Origin of the sequence: Lysinibacillus sp. NPDC093688, from assembly GCF_050280145.1 — a bacterium.
In the GTDB taxonomy this organism is placed as follows: Bacteria; Bacillota; Bacilli; order Bacillales_A; family Planococcaceae; genus Lysinibacillus; species Lysinibacillus xylanilyticus_B.
This window is the reverse complement of sequence record NZ_JBNNUX010000036.1, coordinates 1-22,845: the sequence shown is the minus strand read 5'-3', so window position 1 is coordinate 22,845 and position 22,845 is coordinate 1. Positions and strand designations below refer to the sequence as shown.

The window sequence follows — 22,845 nt, the reverse complement described above, 5'->3', positions numbered from 1 at the left end:
TGTCGTGGATAGCCTCGTCAAAGTGATGGATAGCATCGTCAAATACGTGGATAGCACCGTCAAAATCGTGGATAGAAGAGCCAAAGTCGTGGATAGCCTCGTCAAAGCGACGGATAGAACCGTCGAATGCGTGGATAGCACCGTCAAAATCGTGGATAGAAGAGCCAAAGTCGTGGATAGCCTCGTCAAAGTGATGGATATAACCTTCAAAGTGACGGATAGAACCAGTGTTATCGAAGCCGATACCACGATTCTGGACGCATAATTTATTTTTTGTTGAGATTGAAAAGGACTCGGCGCAAAGCCGAGTCCTTTTCAATTTTTATTGTTTACCTGAACGTTGAGCATCTTTATAGATGTCGATGGCCTTGTTTAATTTGTTAATAGCATCTGTCACGTCGTACGAAGAAGCATAGACGTTATTAACAATGGATTGAGCGTGTTGAACTGCTTTTTCTAGACTGCGTTTTTCTCTTTCTGTTGTCCATAGTTCGTAATAGGGGATATCAGAGCCATCTCCATTCTCAGAAACTTTTACATACTGAACAGAGTTAATGAGCGATGCTAGCCAAGATTTATCAACGTAATGCCAATAATTCGTACCAGACTTATAATTACTCCTATATGTTGAAATGGCATTATTTAAATAATAATATGCAGACGAAATATCTGACTGAGACGAGGAGCTATTATTTGCAATACCTTGTGCGTATGAAACGGCAGAAACTAGAGCATCTTTTTCACTTTGCGTCGTCCAAATGACATTGGAGGATAATTCAGAGCCGTTCACAGAAACGGTTACATACTGAACAGAGTTAATAAGTGAAAAAAGGGCAGATCGATCGGCATTCGATTGATACGTACCATATTTATGCGCGTTCTTATAAACTGTAATAGCGTAGTTTAAATTGTTAATAGCGTTTATGATATCAGACTGTGTTGCATAGTTATTATTTACAACATACTGAGCAGATGAAACGGCAGAGGTTAGAGCATCCTTCTCGCTTTGAGTCGTCCAAGGTACATATGATGCTACATCATTACCATTGTTCCAAGAAACCGTTACATACTGAACAGAATAGATAATCGATTGTAGTGAAGACTTATCACCATAGACATATTTTGTTCCGCTTTTTTGCACAGCTTGATAAGCGCTTAATGCTTTTTTGTACTGTGTAATAGCATTGTTTACTTGTTCCTGTGAGGCGTAAGAATTATTCACTACTGCTCTTGCGCTGCTTACGGCAGATTCGAATGCTGTACGTTCAGCCTGCGTTGTCCATTTCTCGCTTGTTAAAACGTCATATCCATTAACAGATACTGCAACATACGGAGGTGAAGCTACTAAATTGCTTAGCTCCGTTTTATTTAAAACAGGTAATGACACAGAGGCTTTTTTATCATCCACCTGCACTTTATTAATTAGATGCCCTGAATTTAATGCCACCTTTGCCCCATGTTTGACAACTACTTGCTCAATTTTACCTTTTCCGTAAAGGCTGAAATCTTTCTCAACATCGATAATCAGTTTATCAACATTGGCCGTTACTTCAAATGCAGTAACTTTACCAATTACCTCGACTTTCGAAATAGTTTTGTCAGAAGTCACACTTACTTTAGTGCGCTTTAAGTTAATGTTTGGAGATTGCATATTTTTTAGAGAAACATTTAACCAATTACTATTTCTAGTCAATAAAGGTCTAAAAGTAATTGTATCCCCAATAGTAACGTCATCAAATGTAATGGCCTTCTTCACACGATTCGTTACAATAAGCTCATCTTCAATAGTGACATTTTGAACTTTTACATAATCCGCATTTACAGTTAGACTTCCAGCAATTTGCGCGTCACCGCCATCAAAATCTACCGCTTTATTTTTTGTTCCAGCTTTAGTTAGTGTTAGTGATGAAATACTAGTAATTTCACCGTTCTTTACGACTATAGTAGCTTCAGCATTCGCCAATGCAGCATTATTAGATGTGTTTAAGAGGGGCTTCAATGACTGACTAATTTTAAATTGGCCATTGGATGTAAGTAATTTATCTTTAGTAATGTTGGTAATGGTCACACTTTGCCCTTTTGTTTTGGCTGCAGCTACCTGCCCATCAATGTGAATTGAGTGGTTTAACGATGAATCATTAGATGTGGCATTTGCAGTTGACGTAGGCACTACTAAGGTTGCTGTAATAGCAGTAGCCATAAAAGTAGAAAATATTTTATTCTTCATTTTTGTCACCCTAATCATTGTATTTAATGGATAATATATCATACATTTCTTCAATTTAGTGCGCGATTGGGTCATTTTACTATATTAATTTAAATAAAGTGATAGCCCCTTTTTCTGTATCGTTTGTTTTAAGATTGAATTGTTTATTATCTCAATAAATAAATCATCCTTCCAACCAAAAGAGCCATTTGTCATTGTTTTAACATGATGAAAAATACTAGATGAGTTTCGTTATGTTCAGAAAATGGCCTTGTTATGAGGGATGAATAAACGATGAAGTGCATTGACCGAGTATACAAACAGCACTACTATAGGAGAGGAAAGGGGGACACGCTATGATGTATCTCGGCATGATTTTTTTTCAAATTGTAGCTCCGATTTTAGTGCTTCTAGTACTTGGCGCAGTTTTACAAAGGAAATTTCGTTTTAATTTAAAGGCGTTATCTCAACTTATTACATATTGCTTTATGCCAGCAGCTGTTTTTGTGAATTTATACGAAACAAGTATAGAGCTGTCTGTGCTAGGGGAAGTGGCATTATTTATTCTGCTCTTTATCGGAAGCCAAATGGTGCTTAGTCACTTTCTAGCAAAGGGGCTCGGTTTAGTAAAAACAGAGGCTGCGGTGTTTAAAAATAGCGTTGTCCTAATTAATTCAGGCAACTATGGTATTCCAGTTGCACAAATGATTTTCGTGACCCAGCCGATTGGGGTAGCGATTCAAGTCATTCTCGTCATATTTCAAAATATGACGACCTATACTTACGGCTTGTACAATTTAATTTCTTCAACAAAATCAGGCATGTCGATTTTGAAGGACTTCCTCAAAATGCCTATTATTCATGCACTTATTATCGGCGTTACTATGAACTATTTTAATATCCCTATTCCGCAGTTCGTAAAAATTCCGATAGACCATGTGGCAGGTGGCTTTATCGCTGTAGCATTAATAACTTTAGGGGCACAACTATCACAGCTTGAAATTAAATCCATGTTCAATAAGATGGTATACATTAGCTGTTTTACACGATTAATCATAGGGCCAGCCGTAGCATTGCTTATCATTTTTGCGCTTGGTCTTGATGGTGTCGTGGCACAATCACTTTTTATAGCTAGTTCATTCCCGACTTCGCGAAATAGCTCTAGTCTAGCATTAGAATATGACGTAGAATCGGCAACTGCTGCACAAACAGTTTTATTTTCAACGATTGTGAGCTGTATTACAGTGACGATTGTAATTTATGTAGCGGAGTTGTTGTTTACCTAACCTAAATGCTCTTCTGAATCAAAGATAGGATTGCAGCCCTCCTTGTAGGGACTTATATAAGTTAATTACCAAAACGTGTGGTTGATTTCCGTTCCGGCTGGGCGCTTTGTTGTTGCTGTCGCTACGCTTTCGCACAGATAAAACAATTGCTGACGCTTCGCTTTCGCACAGAGCAGAGCTTCCTAGGGGCGTCCGATGAGCCGCTTAGGCCAACACGATGTTGGTCACGAAGGCGTTATCACAGGATGTGATAACGCCTTCGTTCCTCTATCGCTAATCCCCGAGGAGTCACCCGGCCTTCACTCCAATCAACTAAAATTCATGGCTTACGTTTAAACTTCTTTCAGTAGAAGTCTCCCATCTCAGTAGTGTCCAAGCATCAGTGGAACACGGAATCGATAAGGGATTAATATAGGATGTTAGCCTAAAATCATCATATCCATGCGATAACAGCTAATTGACCTGCATCATGTTATTGCTGACGCTTCGCTTTCGCACAAAAAACATCTGCAGGCCTAGGCACAAAGCCGAATCCAGACGCAATTATGCCGAGGCATAATTGATCAATGGCTGTCGCCAACTTTTGATGAAAAGCCAAAAATAATCAAATGAAGCTTCCATCTATTAGCAATATCTGCTACACTAGCATCAAACTTAATAGTATTAACTAGGGGAGTCTGATGAGTCAGGCTGAGAGGGAAACGCATAGAGGTTTCTTGACCCTTTGGACCTGATCTGGCTCATACCAGCGTGGGAAAGTTAACCATTATTGCACACTATGTTATTTGCAATAACTATACCTTTACATTCTTAGCCGGATCCAAAATTTTTTTTGGATTCGGCTTTTTGTCTTCATTCAGCGGAAGACTCCTATCTTTGCAGGTGATGAGATGTATGCGGTTAAGCTTCCTATCAAGTGGGTGCCCAAACGCCTGCTGAATGAAGACAAGCCTCCGGCGGATGTCACGGATTTTAAAAGGAATGAATTGTGCGGGCACAATTCAAAATCCGGACGCAATTACGCCAAGGCGAAATTGATTTTTGTGGGTGAGCTAGATTCGGTCCTTATATAAATATAAAAGGGAGCGAAGTAGTTTATGACAACAGTTAGCGATAAGAACATTACGATTATGTCAAGTTTTGAAGGAAGTAAAAAGGTTTACGTAGAAGGATCTCGAGCAGATATTTTAGTACCAATGCGTGAAATTTCTTTAAGTCCGACGACAGGAAGCTTTGGTGAAGAGAAAAATGCGCCAGTGCGTGTTTATGATACGAGTGGCCCGTACACTGATCCTGCGCATAAGGTGGATATTACGAAAGGATTGCCAGCTTTACGTAGTGCGTGGATCAGAGAACGAGGTGACGTTGAAGAATATGAAGGTCGTACGATCAAGCCAGAAGATAATGGGTTTCGCAATTCTGAAGATCCACGAATAAAAGAAAATGTATTTCCTGATTTATCTAGAAAGCCTTTGCGTGCGAAGAAAGGTGGAAATGTAACACAGCTTCACTACGCACGAAAGGGAATTATTACTCCAGAAATGGAATTTGTAGCGATTCGCGAAAATATGGATCCTGAGTTCGTACGCTCAGAGATCGCGGCGGGACGTGCAATTTTACCATCTAATATTAATCACCCTGAGGCAGAGCCAATGATTATTGGACGCAACTTCCACGTGAAAATTAACGCCAATATTGGGAATTCAGCGGTGTCATCTTCTATCGCAGAAGAGGTAGAAAAAATGACGTGGGCTACACGCTGGGGTGCTGATAACATTATGGATTTATCTACGGGTAAGCATATTCATACGACACGTGAATGGATTATCCGTAATGCCGCAGTGCCAGTAGGGACGGTGCCGATTTATCAAGCGCTAGAAAAAGTAAATGGTGTGGCAGAGGATTTAACGTGGGAAGTGTATCGTGATACGTTAATCGAACAAGCAGAGCAAGGTGTTGATTACTTCACGATTCATGCAGGGGTATTGCTACGTTATGTGCCATTAACGGCTAATCGTGTAACCGGCATAGTGTCTCGAGGAGGCTCGATTATGGCGCAGTGGTGTTTATATCACCATCAAGAGAGCTTCTTATATACACATTTTGAAGAAATCTGTGAAATTATGAAAGCCTATGATGTTGCTTTCTCTTTAGGTGATGGTTTACGTCCTGGTTCTATAGCCGATGCAAATGATGAGGCTCAGTTTGTGGAGCTGGAAACGCTAGGGGAATTAACACAAATTGCCTGGGAGCATGATGTACAAGTGATGGTAGAAGGACCAGGGCATGTGCCGATGCATCTTATTAAAGAAAATATGGACAAGCAGTTAGAGGTGTGTAAGGAAGCTCCTTTCTATACTTTAGGGCCGCTAACGACAGATATTGCTCCGGGCTATGACCATATTACATCAGCCATTGGTGCTGCGATGATAGGTTGGTATGGTACGGCAATGCTATGTTATGTGACGCCTAAAGAGCATCTTGGCTTACCAAATCGTGATGATGTTCGTGTAGGGGTTATTACGTATAAAATTGCTGCACATGCTGCTGATTTAGCGAAAGGGCATCCGGGGGCACAGCAACGTGATGATGCACTATCTAAGGCACGCTTTGAATTCCGCTGGCGCGATCAATTCAACCTATCGCTAGATCCAGAGCGTGCAGTCGAATATCATGATGAAACATTGCCAGCAGAAGGAGCAAAAACTGCGCACTTCTGTTCAATGTGTGGACCTAAGTTTTGTAGTATGAAAATCTCACAGGATATTCGTACTTATGCAAAAGAAAAAGACTTAAATACGACTGAAGCAATCCACAAAGGTATGCAGGAAAAGGCGAAGGAATTTAAAAAGGCAGGCAGTCAAATTTATCAATAATTATTAGAGCGGGCTTGTGTCTATCAAATTAGGCGCAAGTCTTATTTTGATTCATCACCAAAAGTGGTGAATGACATTTGTTAAAACCTATGCATGTATATAGGTTGATTGGAGTGGAGGCTGGGCGACTCCTTGGGGATCAGCGTCACAGATGAGACCCTGGAGCGAGCAGATAGGGGAACGAAGGCTAAAAGCATCAAATCCTGTGATAACGCCTTCGTGACCAACATCGTGTTGGCCCAAGCGGCTCATCGGACGCCCCCAGGAAAGCGCCCAGTCGGAACGGAAATTAACCACTCATTATGGTGATGAGCCCTCGTTTTGTAATTAAGATAAAAAAACTCCATGTGAAGTTGCCCTTCACATGGAGTAAAAAGTTGGATTTGGATATCAATAATAGTAGAAAAAAATCAATTTGCCTTGCTGAAATGTTAAACGTTAGTTGGTTGTTTCACGTATGGATTTGAAAGATCCATACTTTCTAATGAAAGACCCATAGCTTTTGCTACACCTTCACCATATGCTGGGTCAGCTAAATAGCAGTGAAGGATATGACGACGTTTGATGAACTCTTCAACTGATGCCATATCATTAGCAGTATTTTCAAATAGGCGTTGTTGCTCTTCAGCAGTCATTAGGTTGAATAATTTACCTGGCTGCTCGAAGTAGTTGTTGTCATCTTCACGGAAGTCATGGATACCTGCATGACCGTCAATACGTAATTCAGGCTCTTTATAGTCTAAGTTATGCTCCCATTCGCCGTAGCTATTTGGTTCATAGCCCAAAGTAGAACCAAGGTTGCCATCGAAACGCATAGCACCATCGCGGTGGAATGAACGGAATGGACATTTTGGTGCGTTTACAGGAAGCATGTAGTGGTTTACACCTAAACGGTAGCGTTGTGCATCTGCATACGCAAAGATACGAGCTTGTAACATTTTGTCTGGCGAGAAGCTGATGCCAGGGATAATGTTAGATGGTGCAAATGCAGCTTGCTCAACTTCAGCAAAGTAGTTGTCCGAGTTTTTGTTTAACTCAAATTCACCCACAGGAATTAATGGGAAGTCTTTTTTATACCATACTTTTGTTAAATCAAATGGGTTATATGGTAATTCGCGAGCTTGTTCTTCTGTCATTACTTGAATAGACATTTTCCATTTAGGGAAATCGCCATCTTCAATTGCCCCATATAGATCGCGCTGTGAAGATTCGCGGTCGTTACTGATTATTTCTGCAGCCTCAGCACCAGTTAGGTTTTTAATCCCTTGCTCTGTACTGAAGTGGAATTTAACCCATACGCGCTCATTTTCTTCATTAATAAAGCTATAAGTGTGAGAACCGAAACCGTGCATGTTGCGGTATCCAGATGGAATACCACGGTCAGACATTACGATTGTTACTTGGTGAAGTGCTTCTGGTAATGAAGTCCAGAAATCCCAGTTTGAATTAGCGTTTTTCATATTTGTACGTGGGTCACGTTTTACCACGTGGTTTAAATCTGTGAAGTGTAAAGGATCACGGAAGAAGAATACAGGTGTGTTGTTACCAACTAAATCCCAGTTACCTTCTTCGGTATAGAACTTAAGTGCAAAGCCACGAATATCGCGCTCAGCATCCGCTGCACCACGCTCACCTGCAACTGTTGAGAAGCGTGCAAACATGTCTGTCTTTTTCCCAACTTCTGAGAAAATTTTTGCTTTTGTATATTGAGTAATATCATGCGTTACAGTGAAAGTACCAAATGCACCTGAACCTTTAGCGTGCATACGACGTTCAGGAATAACTTCACGGTTGAAGTTCGCTAATTTTTCAACTAACCATACATCCTGAAGAAGTAGAGGGCCACGAGGACCTGCTGACATTGAATCATGGTTGCTTACTACTGGAGCGCCACCTGCTGTTGTAAAACGACGGCTACGATCATTTTTGTTTGTCATATTAGTTTACCTCCTAAAGAAAAATTGTGAGTCAAACTCTTCATCAATAACTATAACAAATGCAAACTAGAATTGCTAGTAAATTATAATCATTATTGTTAAAGAATATTTATATTAAGATATAAACTATAAATATATGCTAGATTGAAAGTGCTTATGAATGATTTTTACAACAAAACTAGTTTATTGAAATGTTTTTCGAGAATTATTGAAAATGAGCTATAAAGAAGGGATAGCTCGAAATTAAAAGGCTTTAAAGTAAATTCTTTTATTTATTGAAAATGAAATATGATAATTGAAAAAAGGGCCTTTTAGGGCTAATGAACAAAGAAGGGTTAAAGCCACCGCGTTCTGTGATAACGCCTTTATCCCTCTACACTTTCGCTCAAAGCGCTCAGTCGTAACGTAAATCAATTCCACTCCACGTTACGATGAAGAGCCTTCTTAAGTTTTACGATAACGATTAGGCGTAATGCCGATGTGCTGTTTAAAAATTTTAATAAAGTAATTCGAATCTTCGAAACCATTTAAATAGGCGATTTCACTAATAGCAAAATCAGTTTCTACTAGCATTTTTGTAGCATTATGAATTCGGACCTGCTGCAGGTAGCGTTTAAGTGGCAAGCCTTGCTTCTTTGAAAAAATCGTACTTAAATAATTGGGACTAATCCCTAATTTATGGGCAACGTAAGGTAAAGATAACCCGCTATCCTGAAATTGTTGGTCGATAATTTCTATGGCCAGTTCTACATAGTCAGCCCGTTTCTCCATTCGTGCCTCACGGGCCAATTCAATCAGTTTTTGTGTAAATGATATGATGCCATTTTGAATCGTATAAAATATAGGATGTTCAATAATTAAATGAAAAAGCTGACGATAATTTTGCTCAATTGCAGCTTTTTCATGTAATTTATACTTCAGCATAAAACGTCGGATTTGCGCTAAGACACTTGTTAGATGAATACGTAAGTCATCCTGCTCGTAATAAATTCCTTCATTAGATAGTCGATATAAAAAGGCTTTGACAGCCTCGATATTCCCGTCCTCTAAACTACTTATCAATAATTGTTGCTCTTCGGGTGTTAGTAAAGGATCGAAGGGCTGCGTCTTCAGCTGTTTACTCGTATAAAAAATATGCCCATAGCCTTCGTAAAAACTTTGACGAAGTGCACGCTTCGTTAAGGTATACATATTCTTCATAGTTGTAGGATCCCCATCGTAAATGCCGATATTTAAAGAGCTATTACTTGTCAATCGCCATTCCTTGATTAATGAACGAACATCTTTCTCTAAATCATTTGTTTGGAATAAGCAAACCATTCTCTCTGATAAAGGATAAATCCTCATACTAGAATAAATAGGAGTTTGCTGAAGCCAGTTGTATAGTTTGTTAAACATTTCGGGATGCTCAGGCTCAATCATGGTGAAATGTATATTTGTCTCTAGAGTACTAGTTTTGCTATCTAAAAATAGTTGATCGTAAAAAGATTCATCTGTAGCTTCTTGATACACTGTTTCTGCCTTGGGTGTTCGAAGGGAAATAGCAGTGAGCTTTTGCTTTAATACTTCTAAATCAATTGGTTTAACGAAGAGATGTGCGACCTGTAAATCGATTGCCCTTAATGCGTTTCTAAATAATGGCTCTGTTGTCATAGCTAAAATAGTTCCTGGATGTTTTTGTAAAACACGATAAAGCGCAGTTAAACGATTATTCGAGAATAGGTCAATATTCAGTAGTATCACTTCAGGTTCGAATTGCTGGATACTTTGAAGTGCCTCATTAATAGTTGTACTTATTTCAATGGTTACATCCCCGGGGAAATATGTATGTAAAAACCAACGAATACCTGAAAGATCAGCGGAGTCTCTATCAATTAATAACAATTTCATACGTACAAACCCACCTTAAAATTATCTAGTTTCGTAAAAAAATACGATTATATTGTTAAAATAACAAAAAATCTGAAATAAATCATGTATTCTCTTTTAAAATTCCCTATTTTCTGAAAAAGGTAGTTAGTACAATGTAGATAGAGTAATTGTTATTTATCTTTAGTAGCGATAGCGAAATGGATTAAAAACATTTTTACATAGTTATAAAGGAAACAGGGGGATGGCATTATGAAGTCTATTATCGAGCTCGATGGCAAGACATTAACAAGACAACAGATAGGGGAAATTGTAAACGGTCTTGCTACGGTTGCGCTATCTGCAGACAGTGTGGAGCGTATTCGTTTAAGTAGGGAGCGAATTGAAAAACGCTTAGCTGAGGGCCAAACGATATATGGTGTGAATACAGGCTTTGGAAAGCTAAGCAATATAAAGATTGAAGAGGAAGACATTGAACTTTTACAGTTGAATTTATTACGCTCAGATGCGACAGGTGTTGGTGTACCATTCCCAACAGATGTTGTACGCGCCATGATGGTTTTGCGTGCCAATGCTTTAGCACGTGGTTTTTCAGGAATTCGTCTAGAAACAGTGCAGCTACTATTGGATTTTATTAATAAGGGAATCCATCCGATTGTACCTTCTCAAGGTTCAGTTGGAGCAAGTGGAGATTTAGCGCCGTTATCACATTTGGCTTTAGTACTAGTAGGTGAAGGTAAGGCGGAGTTTAATGGAGAGGTTATGAGCGGCAGTGCGGCGTTACAGCAAGCTGGGCTAACGCCTGTCCGATTACAAGCTAAGGAAGGGCTAGCGCTTGTAAATGGTACACAAGCAATGACGGGTATCGGCGTTTTAACAGTGAACGAGGCAGAGCGTATGGGGCTAGCAGCAGATATGGCAGCGAGTTTAACGCTTGAGGCACTGAAGGGGATTACTTCCGCATTTGATCCAGCGCTTTTGGCGGTAAGACCACACCCAGAACTAGAGCTTGTTGGTGGACGAATCCGCAAGTGGCTTGATGGAAGTAAACGTGTGACAAAGCAAGGTGAAATCCGCATGCAGGATGCCTATTCATTACGTTGCATTCCGCAAGTACATGGTGCTTCATGGCAGTCGTTTTTCTATGCGGAGGAACGCGTGAAAATTGAAATGAATGCAACGACAGATAATCCGATTGTTTTAGAAAATGGAGAAGTATTGTCTGGTGGGCATTTCCACGGTCAACCAATTGCATTAGCAATGGACTTTTTAAAAGTCGGTGTAAGCGAGTGGGCCAATATTTCGGAGCGACGTACAGAACGCATGGTTAATCCACATCTTAATGAAGGGTTACCGCCATTTTTAGCGACAAATCCTGGTATTGAATGTGGACTAATGATTGCTCAATATACAGCAGCTTCTATCGTATCTGAAAACAAAGTATTGGCACATCCTTCAAGTGTAGATTCTATACCGACATCAGGTAACCAGGAGGATCATGTGAGCATGGGTACAACATCTGCTCGCCAAGTACGCCAAATCGTACACAATGCCGCTCGTGTCATCGCGATAGAAATGATTTGTGCTTCGCAGGCGATTCATTTAGATAAGGCAGAAGAGCAGTTATCTCCAACAACACGAAAGTTTTTAGAAAAAGTGCGTGAGTTTTGCCCACCACTGTTAGCGGATCAACCTATCGGGGATGAAATTGAAGCGCTTTCGGAGTATTTATTAACAAGTGATGTTCTGTTGAATGAGTATATGTAGGTTTTAAGGCGATAACTTCCTAGAGAAAATCTAAAAATCTTTTAGTTGTTCGGATGAATCTTTGGGAAGTAGTACTTACATGGGGGGATAGGATGGAGTTTCAACAACAAGAGCTGAGGCAAGACTCGCAATTTCGAGTCTCCTCCGCTATGAAGATGATTGCATGTAGTTTAGTCGGAATATTCAGTTTCTTTATATCTTTTGAATGGCAAGGTAAGGATACAATTTTAATTGATCACATTGTGAACTTTATTCGCACCGAAGCACCACTGCTAGTAACTGCATATGTGCTCATAATGCTTGTAGGTGGAGCGGTTCATCCATTTCTTACTAAGAAGTGGAATAAGTCGATAGTCAATATTGTATTGTCCATTTTTAAAGTGGGCGGTATGGTTGCGGGGATTTTATTAATTTTCAATATAGCGCCTGCATGGCTAGCGAATGAAAGTATCGGTCCGTATTTAATGGAGAAGCTTATTAAGCCGGTAGGGGTACTAATACCAATTGGATCTTTGTTTTTGGCACTTCTAGTAAGCTATGGATTGCTTGAATATATCGGTGTTTTAACACAGCCGTTTATGAAGCCTATTTTTAAAACACCGGGACGTTCAGCAGTGGATGCTGTTGCCTCATTTGTCGGCAGTTATTCGGTTGGATTACTTTTAACGAACCGTGTTTATATGGAAGGTCGCTACACAGCAAAGGAAGCCGCGATTATTGCAACAGGTTTTTCGACTGTATCTGCAACGTTCATGGTCGTGATTGCGAGTACGCTGGATATTATGCAGCATTGGAATGCGTTTTTCTGGGTGTCGCTCGTTGTAACATTCGTGGTCACTGCGTTAACAGCACGTATTTATCCACTTCGTTCCATGAAGGATGAATATTACAAGGGCGCGACGCCGATGCCAGAAAAGATTGTTAAGAAGGACCGTTTTAAAGAAGCATGGCGTCAAGCGATGGATGCAGTTGAGCAAAATCCACCTTTATCTAAAATTTTATGGGCAAATCTAAAGGATGGCTTCATCATGACGATGGGAGTTATCCCATCGATTCTATCAATTGGACTTTTAGGAATTGTACTTGCAACATATACACCAATTTTTGACTGGTTTGCGTATATTTTTGTACCATTCACATATTTGTTACAAGTTCCAGAGCCATATTTGGCGGCGAAAGCGCTGTCATTATCGTTAGCAGAAGTATTTTTACCAGCACTTGTTGTCACACAAGCAACACTTGTGACGAAATTTATTGTGGCGGTCGTATCAATATCGGCAGTTTTGTTCTTTTCAGCTGTTATTCCGCTTATTTTATCATCTGAAATTCCATTGACATTGCGCCAAATTATAATCATTTGGTTTGAACGTGTCGTATTAACTTTAATCATCGTAACACCAATAGCATTTTTACTATTTTAAAGGAGCGTGTTTTTTATGGTAGTCAAAACAAATATTCGTGCACCACGTGGGAATGAATTATCTTGTAAGGGGTGGACTCAAGAAGCTGCAATGCGTATGTTAATGAATAATCTAGATCCTGAAGTAGCAGAAAATCCAGATGAGCTTATCGTCTATGGTGGAATCGGTAAAGCGGCGCGTAATTGGGAGAGCTATGAGCAAATTATCGCATCATTAAAAGAATTAGAGAATGATGAAACACTTCTAATTCAATCAGGAAAACCTGTAGCTGTATTCCGTACACATGAACATGCACCACGTGTATTAATTGCAAATTCTAATTTAGTACCGTCGTGGGCAAATTGGGAGCATTTCTATGAGTTAGAGGACCGTGATTTAATGATGTACGGTCAAATGACGGCTGGTAGTTGGATTTATATTGGCGCACAAGGCATTTTACAAGGGACATATTTATCGTTTATAGAGGCGGGCAAAAAAGTATTTGGCACAGCAGATTTGCGCGGCAAATTCATCCTTACGGGTGGTATGGGTGGTATGAGTGGTGCACAGCCTTTAGCTGGGAAAATGGCTGGCGCTGTCATTTTAGTAGTCGAAGTGGATCGTGCTCGAATTGAACGTAAAATTAAAGAGGGCTACTGTGATTATCTTGTAGAGACAGTAGATGAAGCGATCGAATTAGTCAATAAACTACGTGACCAAAAAGAACCTGCGTCGATTGGTCTTGTTGGCAACTGTGCAGATGTTAATCGTGAATTGTTGAACCGCGGAATTATTCCTGATTTTGTGACAGACCAAACATCTGCCCATGATCCGATAAATGGCTATGTTCCAAATGGTATGACGTTTGAGGAAGCACTTGAACTGCGTAAAAGTGATGTGAAAACGTATGAGCAAAGAGCAAAAGAGACGATGGCTGAGCATGTTCGTACAATGCTTGAATTCCAACAAGCAGGTGCAGAGGTATTTGATTACGGTAACAATATTCGTGCTTATGCTAAAGAGATGGGTGTAACGAATGCCTTTGATTTCCCTGGTTTTGTTCCAGCGTATATTCGTCCTTTATTCTGTGAGGGGAAAGGGCCATTCCGTTGGGCTGCACTTTCAGGTGACCCTGAGGACATCTATAAAACAGATGCACTTGCTAAAGAAATGTTTGCTGAAGATGAAGGTCTTGTGAATTGGATTGATATGGCGCAAAAAATGGTTAAATGGCAAGGGTTACCGGCGCGAATTTGCTGGTTAGGCTATGGTGATCGTCATCGTTTTGCATTGAAGGTTAATGAAATGGTGGCTAATGGTGAGCTATCAGGGCCGATTGTCTTTGGTCGAGATCATCTAGATTCAGGATCAGTTGCATCACCAAATCGTGAAACAGAGGGTATGCTTGATGGCTCTGACGCAGTATCAGATTGGCCAATTCTAAATGCACTTGTTAATACAGCGAGTGGTGCTAGCTGGGTAAGTGTGCATCACGGTGGGGGTGTAGGGATGGGTTATTCGCAACATGCTGGCCAAGTGCTAGTAGCGGATGGTTCTGAACTAGCCGCAGAGAAGATTGCACGAGTGTTAATTTCGGATCCAGGAATGGGTGTTGTACGTCACGCAGATGCAGGCTATGAAATTGCCATTAATACAGCGAAGAACAAAGGTGTGCATATACCAATGTTAAAGGATGATGCTAAGTGACTATTTTAATTAAGAACGCCAACGAAGTGATCACGTTAAAAAGTGCTGTACAAGGTCCGCGTACAAAAGAACAAATGCGTGACGTTGCAGTAGTGGAAAATGGTAGTGTTTTAATGGAGGGAAGTAGCATTATTGCGGTAGGGCCGATTGCACAGTTAAAAGCGGACTTCCCTGAACTTGTAAAGGTGGCTGAAGTTATTGACGCCACAGGTAAGATTGTTATGCCGGGTCTCGTCGATTGTCATACGCATTTAGTTCATGGAGGTACACGTGAGCAGGAGTTTAATATGCGACTCAATGGTGCCACATACATGGAAATTATGAATGCGGGTGGCGGGATTCATGCCACAACAAACCGGACACGAGAAACTAGCTTTGATGATTTATATGAAAAAACGATGAATCATTTAGATGTGTTTTTAAAGCATGGTGTCACAACGGTTGAAGCAAAATCAGGCTATGGTTTGGATTGGGAAACGGAAAAGAAACAGCTGGAAGTAGCAAAAGAATTGCAAGCTACACATGACATCGATGTTGTTAGTACCTTTATGGGAGCTCATGCGGTGCCGCGTGACTATAAGGGACGTGAGGATGAATTTGTGGATCTAGTCATTCATACTATGCTACCGAAAGTAGCTGAGCTAAACCTTGCGGAATTCAATGATGTATTTTGTGAAAAAGGTGTATTTACGCCAGAGCAATCACAACGCATTTTAGAGGCCGGGAAAGCATTGGGGTTAACGCCGAAAATTCATGCAGATGAAATTGAACCTTATAAGGGAGCGGAGCTTGCTGCGGAAGTAGGAGCCATATCGGCGGAGCACTTGCTAGTTGCTTCTGATGAAGGTATACAAAAAATGGCTGAAGCTGGCACGATTGCCGTGTTGCTACCTGGAACAGCATTCTTCTTACGTGCACCATTTGCGAGAGGACGCCTAATGATTGATGAAGGGGTACCAGTAGCTATTTCAACTGACTTTAACCCTGGCTCATCTCCAACGTTGAGTCTGCCATTTATCATGAATTTAGCTTGTATGCATATGGGGATGACACTAGAGGAAGTGTTAACGGCGACTACCGTTAATGCAGCATACGCTCTTAACCGTGGACATCAAATTGGCTCACTTGAAGCGGGCAAACAAGCTGACGTCATTATATTGGATGTTGCCAATTACAAGCAATTACAATATTTCTATGGCATGAATCATACGAATACTGTCATTAAGAATGGGCGAGTTGTCGTACAGGATGGAACTCTTTTGAAAAATCAACTAGTAAATTAAATATTACGAAAGGCATAAATAAGGCAGAGATGCTTTATTTATGCTTTTTTTTATGGAAGGCTTTTCTTCTTACTCTTTTTTATAAAAACAGTTGAAATTTTCAACTGGAAAAGTTATCATGTTATTAAATAGTAATTCTTGAATTGCAAATTACTTTTCCTGCAAAACATTGAATCAAAGGAGTTATCTTAAAATGACAAAATATCGCTCACAAGAAGAAGTTCTTGCGAATTATGATTCTTCTAAATATATAACACCTGATGGGTATACATCAGATATCGCAATTTTTACAATAACATCCGAAAAAGTAGAGGAAAAAGCGCCTCCGATGATGACGCTTAAAATCATGTTGATTAAACGGGCTGAAAAAGATCATGAAGGAAATCCAAATATTGAAGGTGGAAAATGGGCGCTCCCAGGTGGATTTGTAGATGCGACAAAAAGGGAAACCGCCTATATGGCTGCTAAAAGAGAATTGAAGGAGGAAACGAATGTCGACGGTCTACACATTAAGCACTTTGGTGTCTACGATAATATAGATCGTGATCCTCGAGGTTGGATGATTTCAAATGCCTTTTATGCAATCGTTCCGGAAGTATACATTGACCAGCGTCAAGCCAATGATGATGCGGCAGAAGTAGAACTATTCGATATAAATGAAGTGTTCAAACTCAAATTAGCCTTTGATCATCGGAACATTATTTCAGACGCTTTAGAATTTATTAAGAAAGATATGATTCAAACAACGGTTGCTAAAAACTTTTTACTAGAAGAATTTACGTTATCTGAACTACAGAGGGTTATATTGACCGTGGGAGATGATCCACGCATTTCAAATGATTCGGTGTTCTTTACAAAAGCGCCCAAGCTGCCTTTTATTGAAAAAGTTTTAGATGAAGAAGGGAAACCGAAGAAAACGAAAAGAAATTCATTTAGACCGTCGCAATTATATTCTTTTAATGACTTCGAAATCGTAGAGTCAATTTATCATTAGGAAAGCATTTGTCTTTCCTAATTAATTTTCAATAAACTAATTTGTAATTTGTTAATTACTAATTAATAAAAGAAAGAGGAGTGATGGAAATATGCCAAAACGTGCATTGATTAATATTGATTATACAGTGGATTTTGTAGCACCAGATGGAGCTCTAACTTGTGGAATACCGGGGCAACTATTGGAAGAGGTAAATACACAATTAACAAAGGATTTTATATCAAACGGCGATTTTGTAGTTTTCGCTATTGATGTTCATGAAAAAGAAGATAGCTATCACCCAGAAACAAAGCTTTTTCCTCCTCACAATATTCGAGATACAAGGGGGAGAGAACTATATGGCTCTTTAAAAGAACTATATGAAGACAATAAAGAGTTAGATCATGTCTACTACTTGGATAAAACCAGATATTCTGCTTTTGCAGGTACGGATATAGAGATTAAATTGCGCGAAAGAGGCATTACTGAACTGCATTTAATAGGTGTATGTACGGATATTTGCGTTCTTCATACAGCGGTAGATGCCTATAATAAAGGATTTAACATTGTAATTCATAAAAATGCAGTAGCATCCTTTAATCAAGTAGGGCATGAGTGGGCGTTAGGACATTTCGAGCATTCGCTCGGAGCTACTATTATGTAAACGGAGGAACAGGGCATGAAATATGCAGACGATAGCTTCATGTTGCACACGGATTTATATCAAATTAATATGGTGGAAACTTACTGGAATGATGGTACTCAAAATCAAACAGCGGTTTTTGAACTGTACTTTCGACAACTTCCGTTCGGGAATGGCTATGCGATATTTGCAGGCTTAAAAAAGGTGATGGAGTTTATCAAAAACTTTGGTTTTTCTAATAGCGATATTCAATATTTACGCGAGGAAGGAAAATACTCAGAGGAATTTCTTAAATACCTTCAAAGTCTAAAATTTACAGGCACTATTTCTGCAATGAAGGAAGGTGAATTGGTATTTGCAAATGAACCTATTTTACGAATTGAAGCCCCATTGGCAGAAGCTCAATTAATGGAGACACCTTTATTGAATATCATTAATTACCAAACTCTTATTGCAACGAAGGCTTCGCGCATTAAACAAGTGATTGGTAAGGATGTGGCGATGGAATTTGGTACTCGTCGAGCGCATGAATTTGATGCAGCGATTTGGGGAACTCGTGCAGCTTATATAGGTGGATTTTCTGCAACTAGCAATGTAAGAGCCGGAAAATTATTTGGCATCCCTGTCTCAGGTACTCATGCACATGCCATGATACAGGCATATCGTGATGAATACACTGCATTTACAAAGTATGCAAGTACGCATAGAGATTGTGTTTTTTTAGTAGATACGTATGATACGTTGCGTTCGGGTGTCCCTAATGCAATTCGGGTCGCAAAGGAGTTTGGAGATAAAATTAATTTCGTAGGAATTCGTTTGGACAGTGGAGATTTAGCGTATCTGTCAAAAAAGGCAAGAGAAATGCTTGATGAAGCTGGCTTCACTGAAGCGAAAATTATAGCATCTAATGATTTGGATGAATACACGATTATAAATTTGAAGTCACAAGGGGCTAAAATTGATACATGGGGAATCGGAACTAAGCTTATTACAGCCTACGATCAAGCAGCTCTTGGAGGTGTATGCAAATTAGTATCTATTGAAGATGAAAATGGGGAAATGGTCGATACCATCAAAATTTCTGGAAATCCTGAAAAAGTAACGACTCCAGGACGCAAGCGTATTTATCGAATTATTAATAAAGACAATGGTCATGCGGAAGGAGATTATATTGCATTGGACTACGAAAACCCGCAAGAAGAAAAACGCTTGAAAATGTTTCACCCTGTTCATACTTATATCAGTAAATTTGTGACGAATTTTACAGCGAAAGAATTACATCAAGACATTGTAGTCAATGGATCTATTCTTTACAAAGAACCAACACTTCAAGAAATTCAAGTATATGTAGAAGAAAATTTACATCTACTATGGAGTGAGTACAAACGAACAATGAATCCAGAAGAGTATCCGGTCGATTTAAGTCAAGCGTGCTGGGATAACAAAATGACAAGAATTAAAGAAATTAAAGGAAAAGTCACGAAGATGATGGATGGGAGAAACTAATAGAGAAGAGGAATGGAGGGATAGGAAATGGCGAAAATAGGGATTTACGGATCATCCTTTGATCCAATTACAAATGTTCACCTTTGGACCGCAAGCACAGTCGCACATCGTTGCAAATTAGATAAAGTGATATTTTTACCTTGCTCAAATAAACGAAAAGACAAGGAGATAAAAACAAAGAATTCGCATCGATGGAATATGCTGCAGCTAGCTATTGCTAAGGATGAGCGTTTTATTGCAGATTCATATGAAATGGAGCAAGAGGGCTGGAATATTTACACGTATGATACGATGAAATATTTTAGAGAACAACACCCGAATGATGAAATTCATTTTATTATGGGAGCTGATTTATTAGTCGATATTGGTGCAGGGTTGTGGAAAAAGGGAGATGCGTTAGTAGCTGAGAATAAATTTATAGTAATGGCAAGGCACGGAATTGATATGTTATCAACAATTAGTCGTTCCCCTATTTTGAGGAATCATGATGATGGGAGATTCCATTTAATTGACAAGGGGTTAGCGATGGAAATTAGCTCTTCCTATATTCGAGAAGAATTTGCAATGGGCGGTGAACCAAGATACCTACTCCCTGACGCTTGTTATGACTATATTAAAGAACATAATCTTTATCAAAAATAATTTAGGTGTGGCCAATATATGATAGTAGAGTGCGGGATAAGACCGCACTTATTTTTTTCGGATCATCATCTCGTGACCAACATCGTGTTGGCCCAAGCGGCTCATCGGACGTCCCCAGGAAGCTTTGCTCTGCGCGAAAGCGAAGCGTCAGCGACAATGTTTTATCTGTGCGAAAGCGTAGCGACAGTAATAACAAAGTGCCCAGCCGGAACGGAAATCAACTTCACGTAATGTGACGAGACTTTTATTTTGAAAAGATGGTGAACTTTCTCATATTTAGTTCTTGGTAAGATATAATAAATCTAAGTGATATAGGAAACATGCAAAGTGCTGGCATTTCAAAAGGCTTTGCGTATCACCCTCAATAAAACACAATGATTAATGTTAGAAAGGAATTCTTAGATGTGCAACTTACATTAACATTTCTTATTTTAGGAGCGACAATTTTTGCGTTTGTGACTAATAAAGTACGAGCAGATCTCGTTGCGATTGTGTCACTTCTAGCATTTGTTATTACGGATATTTTAACACCCGCAGAAGCACTAGCTGGTTTTTCAAACTCTGTAGTTTTAATGATTGCAGGGCTGTTTGTCGTGGGTGCAGGAGTTTTACGAACAGGACTTGCGGGGATGGCAGGACAATTACTACTAAAGTGGTCAGGTAATAGTGAGTTGAAATTATTTGTGTTATTGCTCATTATCGTAGGTTCTGTCGGCGCATTTATGAGTAATACAGGTACTGTAGCTTTAATGATGCCAATAGTTGTTAGTATCGCGATTAGTATGAAGGTAAGCCCGTCAAAATTTTTACTACCACTTTCTTACGTTGCAAGTCTTTCTGGGCTGATGACACTTATTGCTTCACCGACAAATCTAATCGTTAGTCAGTTATTGGTCGATCGTGGTTACAATAAACTAGGTTTTTTTGAAGTAACACCCATCGGTATTGTAGGGATGATTGTTGGTATTACCTATTTAGTACTTGTGCGCAACATTCTTTTACCAAATGAAAAGAGTCGTACACAAACAAAGGCTGACTATAGACTTTCTCCGAAGAAAATTATTAAGCAATATGATTTAAACAATCGTTTGTTTAAAGTGTTTGTGCCCGAGGATTCGTCGATTATTGACGCAACATTAGCAGAATTAAAGCTTCCGGCCAAATATACGCTTTGTATGATGAAAATTCATCGACGATCTCAAGAAGGCATTAATTTTTTACCGGTGACATATCAGGAAATGGCAGGTCCGACAAGTGTGATACATGCCAAAGATGAATTGTATGTCCAAGGTGAGGAAGAGAATATTCGTCGTTTTACTTCTGATTATAGTCTTGAGATGCAGGAACTGGCTGAAGGTGAGGCTGATGAGTTGGTATCGAAGCATCTTGGTATTGCTGAGGTATTATTAACACCAAATTCTAGCTTTATTAATAAGACTGTAAGCACCCTGGGCTTCCGAGAGAAATATAATCTTAATATAATTGGCATTAATCGTAGAGGTGGCTATAAACTTCAAGATATGGTGATGCATAAATTGAAATTTGGAGATGCCATTTTAGTACAAGGTGCATGGGATGAAATTTTATTACTGGCAAGGGAAACACAGGATGTCGTTGTTGTTGGTCAACCAAAAGAGCATGCTAGTGTAGCAGCAGCGACGGGGAAAGCAGGTATTGCTGGTGTCATTATGCTTTTAATGATTGTGTTAATGGCTTTTGAAATTTTCCCTGCTGTTATTTCCGTGATGATTGGTGCCGTATTGATGATATTAACAGGTTGTTTGCGTAATATGGAAGATGCATACAGCAATATGAATTTTGAAAGTATTGTGCTTGTAGCTGCAATGCTTCCGATGGCGACCGCATTGGAGAAAACAGGCGGTATGGTCATTTTATCCGACGGTATTATTAACGCGCTTGGAGATTATGGATCATATGGAGTACTAGTTGGCGTATATATTTTAACAGCTATTTTTGGACAATTTATTAGTAATACGGCGACTGCTGTATTGTTCGCGCCGATTGCTATGAATGCCGCGATAGCGATGGAAGCAAGTCCTACGACATTTATGATTGCTGTTGCTGTAGCAGCAAGTATGGCCTTTGTTACACCAATTGCTTCCCCGACCAATGCACTTGTTATGACAGCGGGTGGCTACAAATTTATGGACTTTGTGAAGGTTGGAATTCCGTTACAAGTTGTTATGTTTATCGTCATGATGCTCGCAATTCCGTTCTTCTTCCCGTTTTAAAAAACTCGGTCTCTATACCGAGTTTTTTTGTTGATTTTTTTTTGAAATCTATTAATTCCTTTTGAAGATTATGATAAAATTCTATTTTAGATACCAATATAAAGTTAAATTAACTTGAGATGAAGCGTCTAATGATAATTTTTTTCGTTAGTATATAAATAGGAAGTTTTTCGATGAAATGAAAAAGTATTAATTTTTTTTAGAAAAAGTGTTGACCTTTTTGAATTAAGAGAGTAATATTATACGAGTCGCCAAGATAACTTCTGAAAAACAATTAAATTAAATAAATTAGTTGTTGACATCGAGTTTGAAGCGTGATACTATATAAGAGTTGCTGCTGAAAAAACAGTAACGACATGAACCTTGAAAACTGAACAAGCAAAACGTAATCAATAAAGTTTTCAGTAGCTAACCTTGAGTTGGTGAACGAAACAAAATTTTGGACATCAAACATGATGCCAGCAAAACAATTTGAGCTAATCAAATTTCTTTTTATGG

Annotated in this window: 15 protein-coding genes and 1 riboswitch; of the genes, 12 read left to right on the top strand and 3 right to left on the bottom strand. The window is 39.4% G+C overall.

Annotation, left to right across the window (positions count from 1 at the left end; translation table 11 throughout):
- Window positions 1-265 (top strand): hypothetical protein (locus ACQKN2_RS20650; protein WP_427416613.1); only part of this gene is annotated, 265 nt, incomplete at its 5' end.
- A 57-nt stretch (window positions 266-322) separates the two neighbouring features.
- Here ACQKN2_RS20650 and ACQKN2_RS20645 read toward each other — a convergent pair.
- Window positions 323-2,227 carry an S-layer protein gene (locus ACQKN2_RS20645; RefSeq protein ID WP_427416612.1) on the bottom strand — a complete coding sequence of 635 codons (1,905 nt, stop codon included), beginning with the start codon at window positions 2,225-2,227 and terminating at the stop codon, window positions 323-325.
- A 335-nt stretch (window positions 2,228-2,562) separates the two neighbouring features.
- Here ACQKN2_RS20645 and ACQKN2_RS20640 point away from each other — a divergent pair, with 335 nt between their 5' ends.
- Together ACQKN2_RS20640 and thiC are read left to right on the top strand one after the other, a co-directional pair.
- Entirely contained in the window at window positions 2,563-3,492 is a 930-nt protein-coding gene (locus tag ACQKN2_RS20640; protein WP_427416611.1) for an AEC family transporter, read from the top strand.
- Between the two features lie 659 nt (window positions 3,493-4,151).
- Window positions 4,152-4,266: riboswitch (TPP riboswitch) on the top strand.
- 323 nt (window positions 4,267-4,589) lie between these two features.
- Window positions 4,590-6,368 carry a phosphomethylpyrimidine synthase ThiC gene (gene thiC, locus ACQKN2_RS20635; protein WP_427416610.1) on the top strand — a complete coding sequence of 593 codons (1,779 nt, stop codon included), beginning with the start codon at window positions 4,590-4,592 and terminating at the stop codon, window positions 6,366-6,368.
- Window positions 6,369-6,799: 431 nt separating this feature from the next.
- Here the strand turns inward: thiC and ACQKN2_RS20630 are convergent, their stop codons facing one another.
- The gene (locus ACQKN2_RS20630; RefSeq protein ID WP_427416609.1) at window positions 6,800-8,305 is read right to left on the bottom strand and encodes a catalase; all 1,506 of its coding nucleotides are present in this window, start codon (window positions 8,303-8,305) and stop codon (window positions 6,800-6,802) included.
- Between the two features lie 444 nt (window positions 8,306-8,749).
- The gene (locus tag ACQKN2_RS20625; protein ID WP_427416608.1) at window positions 8,750-10,195 is read right to left on the bottom strand and encodes a helix-turn-helix domain-containing protein; all 1,446 of its coding nucleotides are present in this window, start codon (window positions 10,193-10,195) and stop codon (window positions 8,750-8,752) included.
- 231 nt (window positions 10,196-10,426) lie between these two features.
- On the opposite strand from ACQKN2_RS20625, the gene hutH reads away from it, so the two are divergent.
- The 9 genes from hutH (at window position 10,427) to ACQKN2_RS20580 (ending at window position 22,347) form a co-directional block, all read left to right on the top strand.
- Window positions 10,427-11,941 (top strand): histidine ammonia-lyase, encoded by a 1,515-nt coding sequence (gene hutH / locus ACQKN2_RS20620; protein ID WP_427416607.1) that lies wholly within the window; start codon window positions 10,427-10,429, stop codon window positions 11,939-11,941.
- A 92-nt stretch (window positions 11,942-12,033) separates the two neighbouring features.
- The gene (locus ACQKN2_RS20615) at window positions 12,034-13,362 is read left to right on the top strand and encodes a YjiH family protein (protein ID WP_427416606.1); all 1,329 of its coding nucleotides are present in this window, start codon (window positions 12,034-12,036) and stop codon (window positions 13,360-13,362) included.
- A gap of 15 nt (window positions 13,363-13,377) precedes the next feature.
- Window positions 13,378-15,048 (top strand): urocanate hydratase, encoded by a 1,671-nt coding sequence (hutU, locus tag ACQKN2_RS20610; protein ID WP_427416605.1) that lies wholly within the window; start codon window positions 13,378-13,380, stop codon window positions 15,046-15,048.
- Entirely contained in the window at window positions 15,045-16,331 is a 1,287-nt protein-coding gene (hutI, locus tag ACQKN2_RS20605; RefSeq protein ID WP_427416604.1) for an imidazolonepropionase, read from the top strand. The genes hutU and hutI overlap by 4 nt, the downstream gene beginning before the upstream one ends.
- Window positions 16,332-16,524: 193 nt before the next feature.
- A complete protein-coding gene (locus ACQKN2_RS20600) occupies window positions 16,525-17,325 on the top strand; it encodes an NUDIX domain-containing protein (RefSeq protein WP_427416603.1) in 801 nt (266 codons plus the stop codon).
- A gap of 91 nt (window positions 17,326-17,416) precedes the next feature.
- Window positions 17,417-17,968: a cysteine hydrolase family protein gene (locus ACQKN2_RS20595; RefSeq protein ID WP_427416602.1), complete on the top strand. Its 552-nt coding sequence runs from the start codon at window positions 17,417-17,419 to the stop codon at window positions 17,966-17,968.
- Window positions 17,969-17,983: 15 nt separating this feature from the next.
- Window positions 17,984-19,453 (top strand): nicotinate phosphoribosyltransferase, encoded by a 1,470-nt coding sequence (locus ACQKN2_RS20590; RefSeq protein ID WP_427416601.1) that lies wholly within the window; start codon window positions 17,984-17,986, stop codon window positions 19,451-19,453.
- A gap of 27 nt (window positions 19,454-19,480) precedes the next feature.
- A complete protein-coding gene (nadD, locus tag ACQKN2_RS20585) occupies window positions 19,481-20,095 on the top strand; it encodes a nicotinate-nucleotide adenylyltransferase (protein ID WP_427416600.1) in 615 nt (204 codons plus the stop codon).
- A 374-nt stretch (window positions 20,096-20,469) separates the two neighbouring features.
- Complete coding sequence (locus ACQKN2_RS20580; RefSeq protein ID WP_427416599.1) at window positions 20,470-22,347, top strand: SLC13 family permease; 1,878 nt, start codon at window positions 20,470-20,472, stop codon at window positions 22,345-22,347.
- Window positions 22,348-22,845: the final 498 nt, after the last annotated feature.

Bases quoted from the DNA above. Each gene is read 5' to 3' on its own strand.
- ACQKN2_RS20640 (WP_427416611.1), top strand. From the start codon at position 2,563: ATGATGTATCTCGGCATGATTTTTTTTCAAATTGTAGCTCCGATTTTA.
- thiC (WP_427416610.1), top strand. From the start codon at position 4,590: ATGACAACAGTTAGCGATAAGAACATTACGATTATGTCAAGTTTTGAA.
- ACQKN2_RS20625 (WP_427416608.1), bottom strand. From the start codon at position 10,195: ATGAAATTGTTATTAATTGATAGAGACTCCGCTGATCTTTCAGGTATT.
- ACQKN2_RS20630 (WP_427416609.1), bottom strand. From the start codon at position 8,305: ATGACAAACAAAAATGATCGTAGCCGTCGTTTTACAACAGCAGGTGGC.
- nadD (WP_427416600.1), top strand. From the start codon at position 19,481: ATGGCGAAAATAGGGATTTACGGATCATCCTTTGATCCAATTACAAAT.
- ACQKN2_RS20645 (WP_427416612.1), bottom strand. From the start codon at position 2,227: ATGAAGAATAAAATATTTTCTACTTTTATGGCTACTGCTATTACAGCA.
- hutH (WP_427416607.1), top strand. From the start codon at position 10,427: ATGAAGTCTATTATCGAGCTCGATGGCAAGACATTAACAAGACAACAG.
- ACQKN2_RS20595 (WP_427416602.1), top strand. From the start codon at position 17,417: ATGCCAAAACGTGCATTGATTAATATTGATTATACAGTGGATTTTGTA.
- hutU (WP_427416605.1), top strand. From the start codon at position 13,378: ATGGTAGTCAAAACAAATATTCGTGCACCACGTGGGAATGAATTATCT.
- ACQKN2_RS20615 (WP_427416606.1), top strand. From the start codon at position 12,034: ATGGAGTTTCAACAACAAGAGCTGAGGCAAGACTCGCAATTTCGAGTC.
- ACQKN2_RS20590 (WP_427416601.1), top strand. From the start codon at position 17,984: ATGAAATATGCAGACGATAGCTTCATGTTGCACACGGATTTATATCAA.
- ACQKN2_RS20580 (WP_427416599.1), top strand. From the start codon at position 20,470: ATGATTAATGTTAGAAAGGAATTCTTAGATGTGCAACTTACATTAACA.
- ACQKN2_RS20600 (WP_427416603.1), top strand. From the start codon at position 16,525: ATGACAAAATATCGCTCACAAGAAGAAGTTCTTGCGAATTATGATTCT.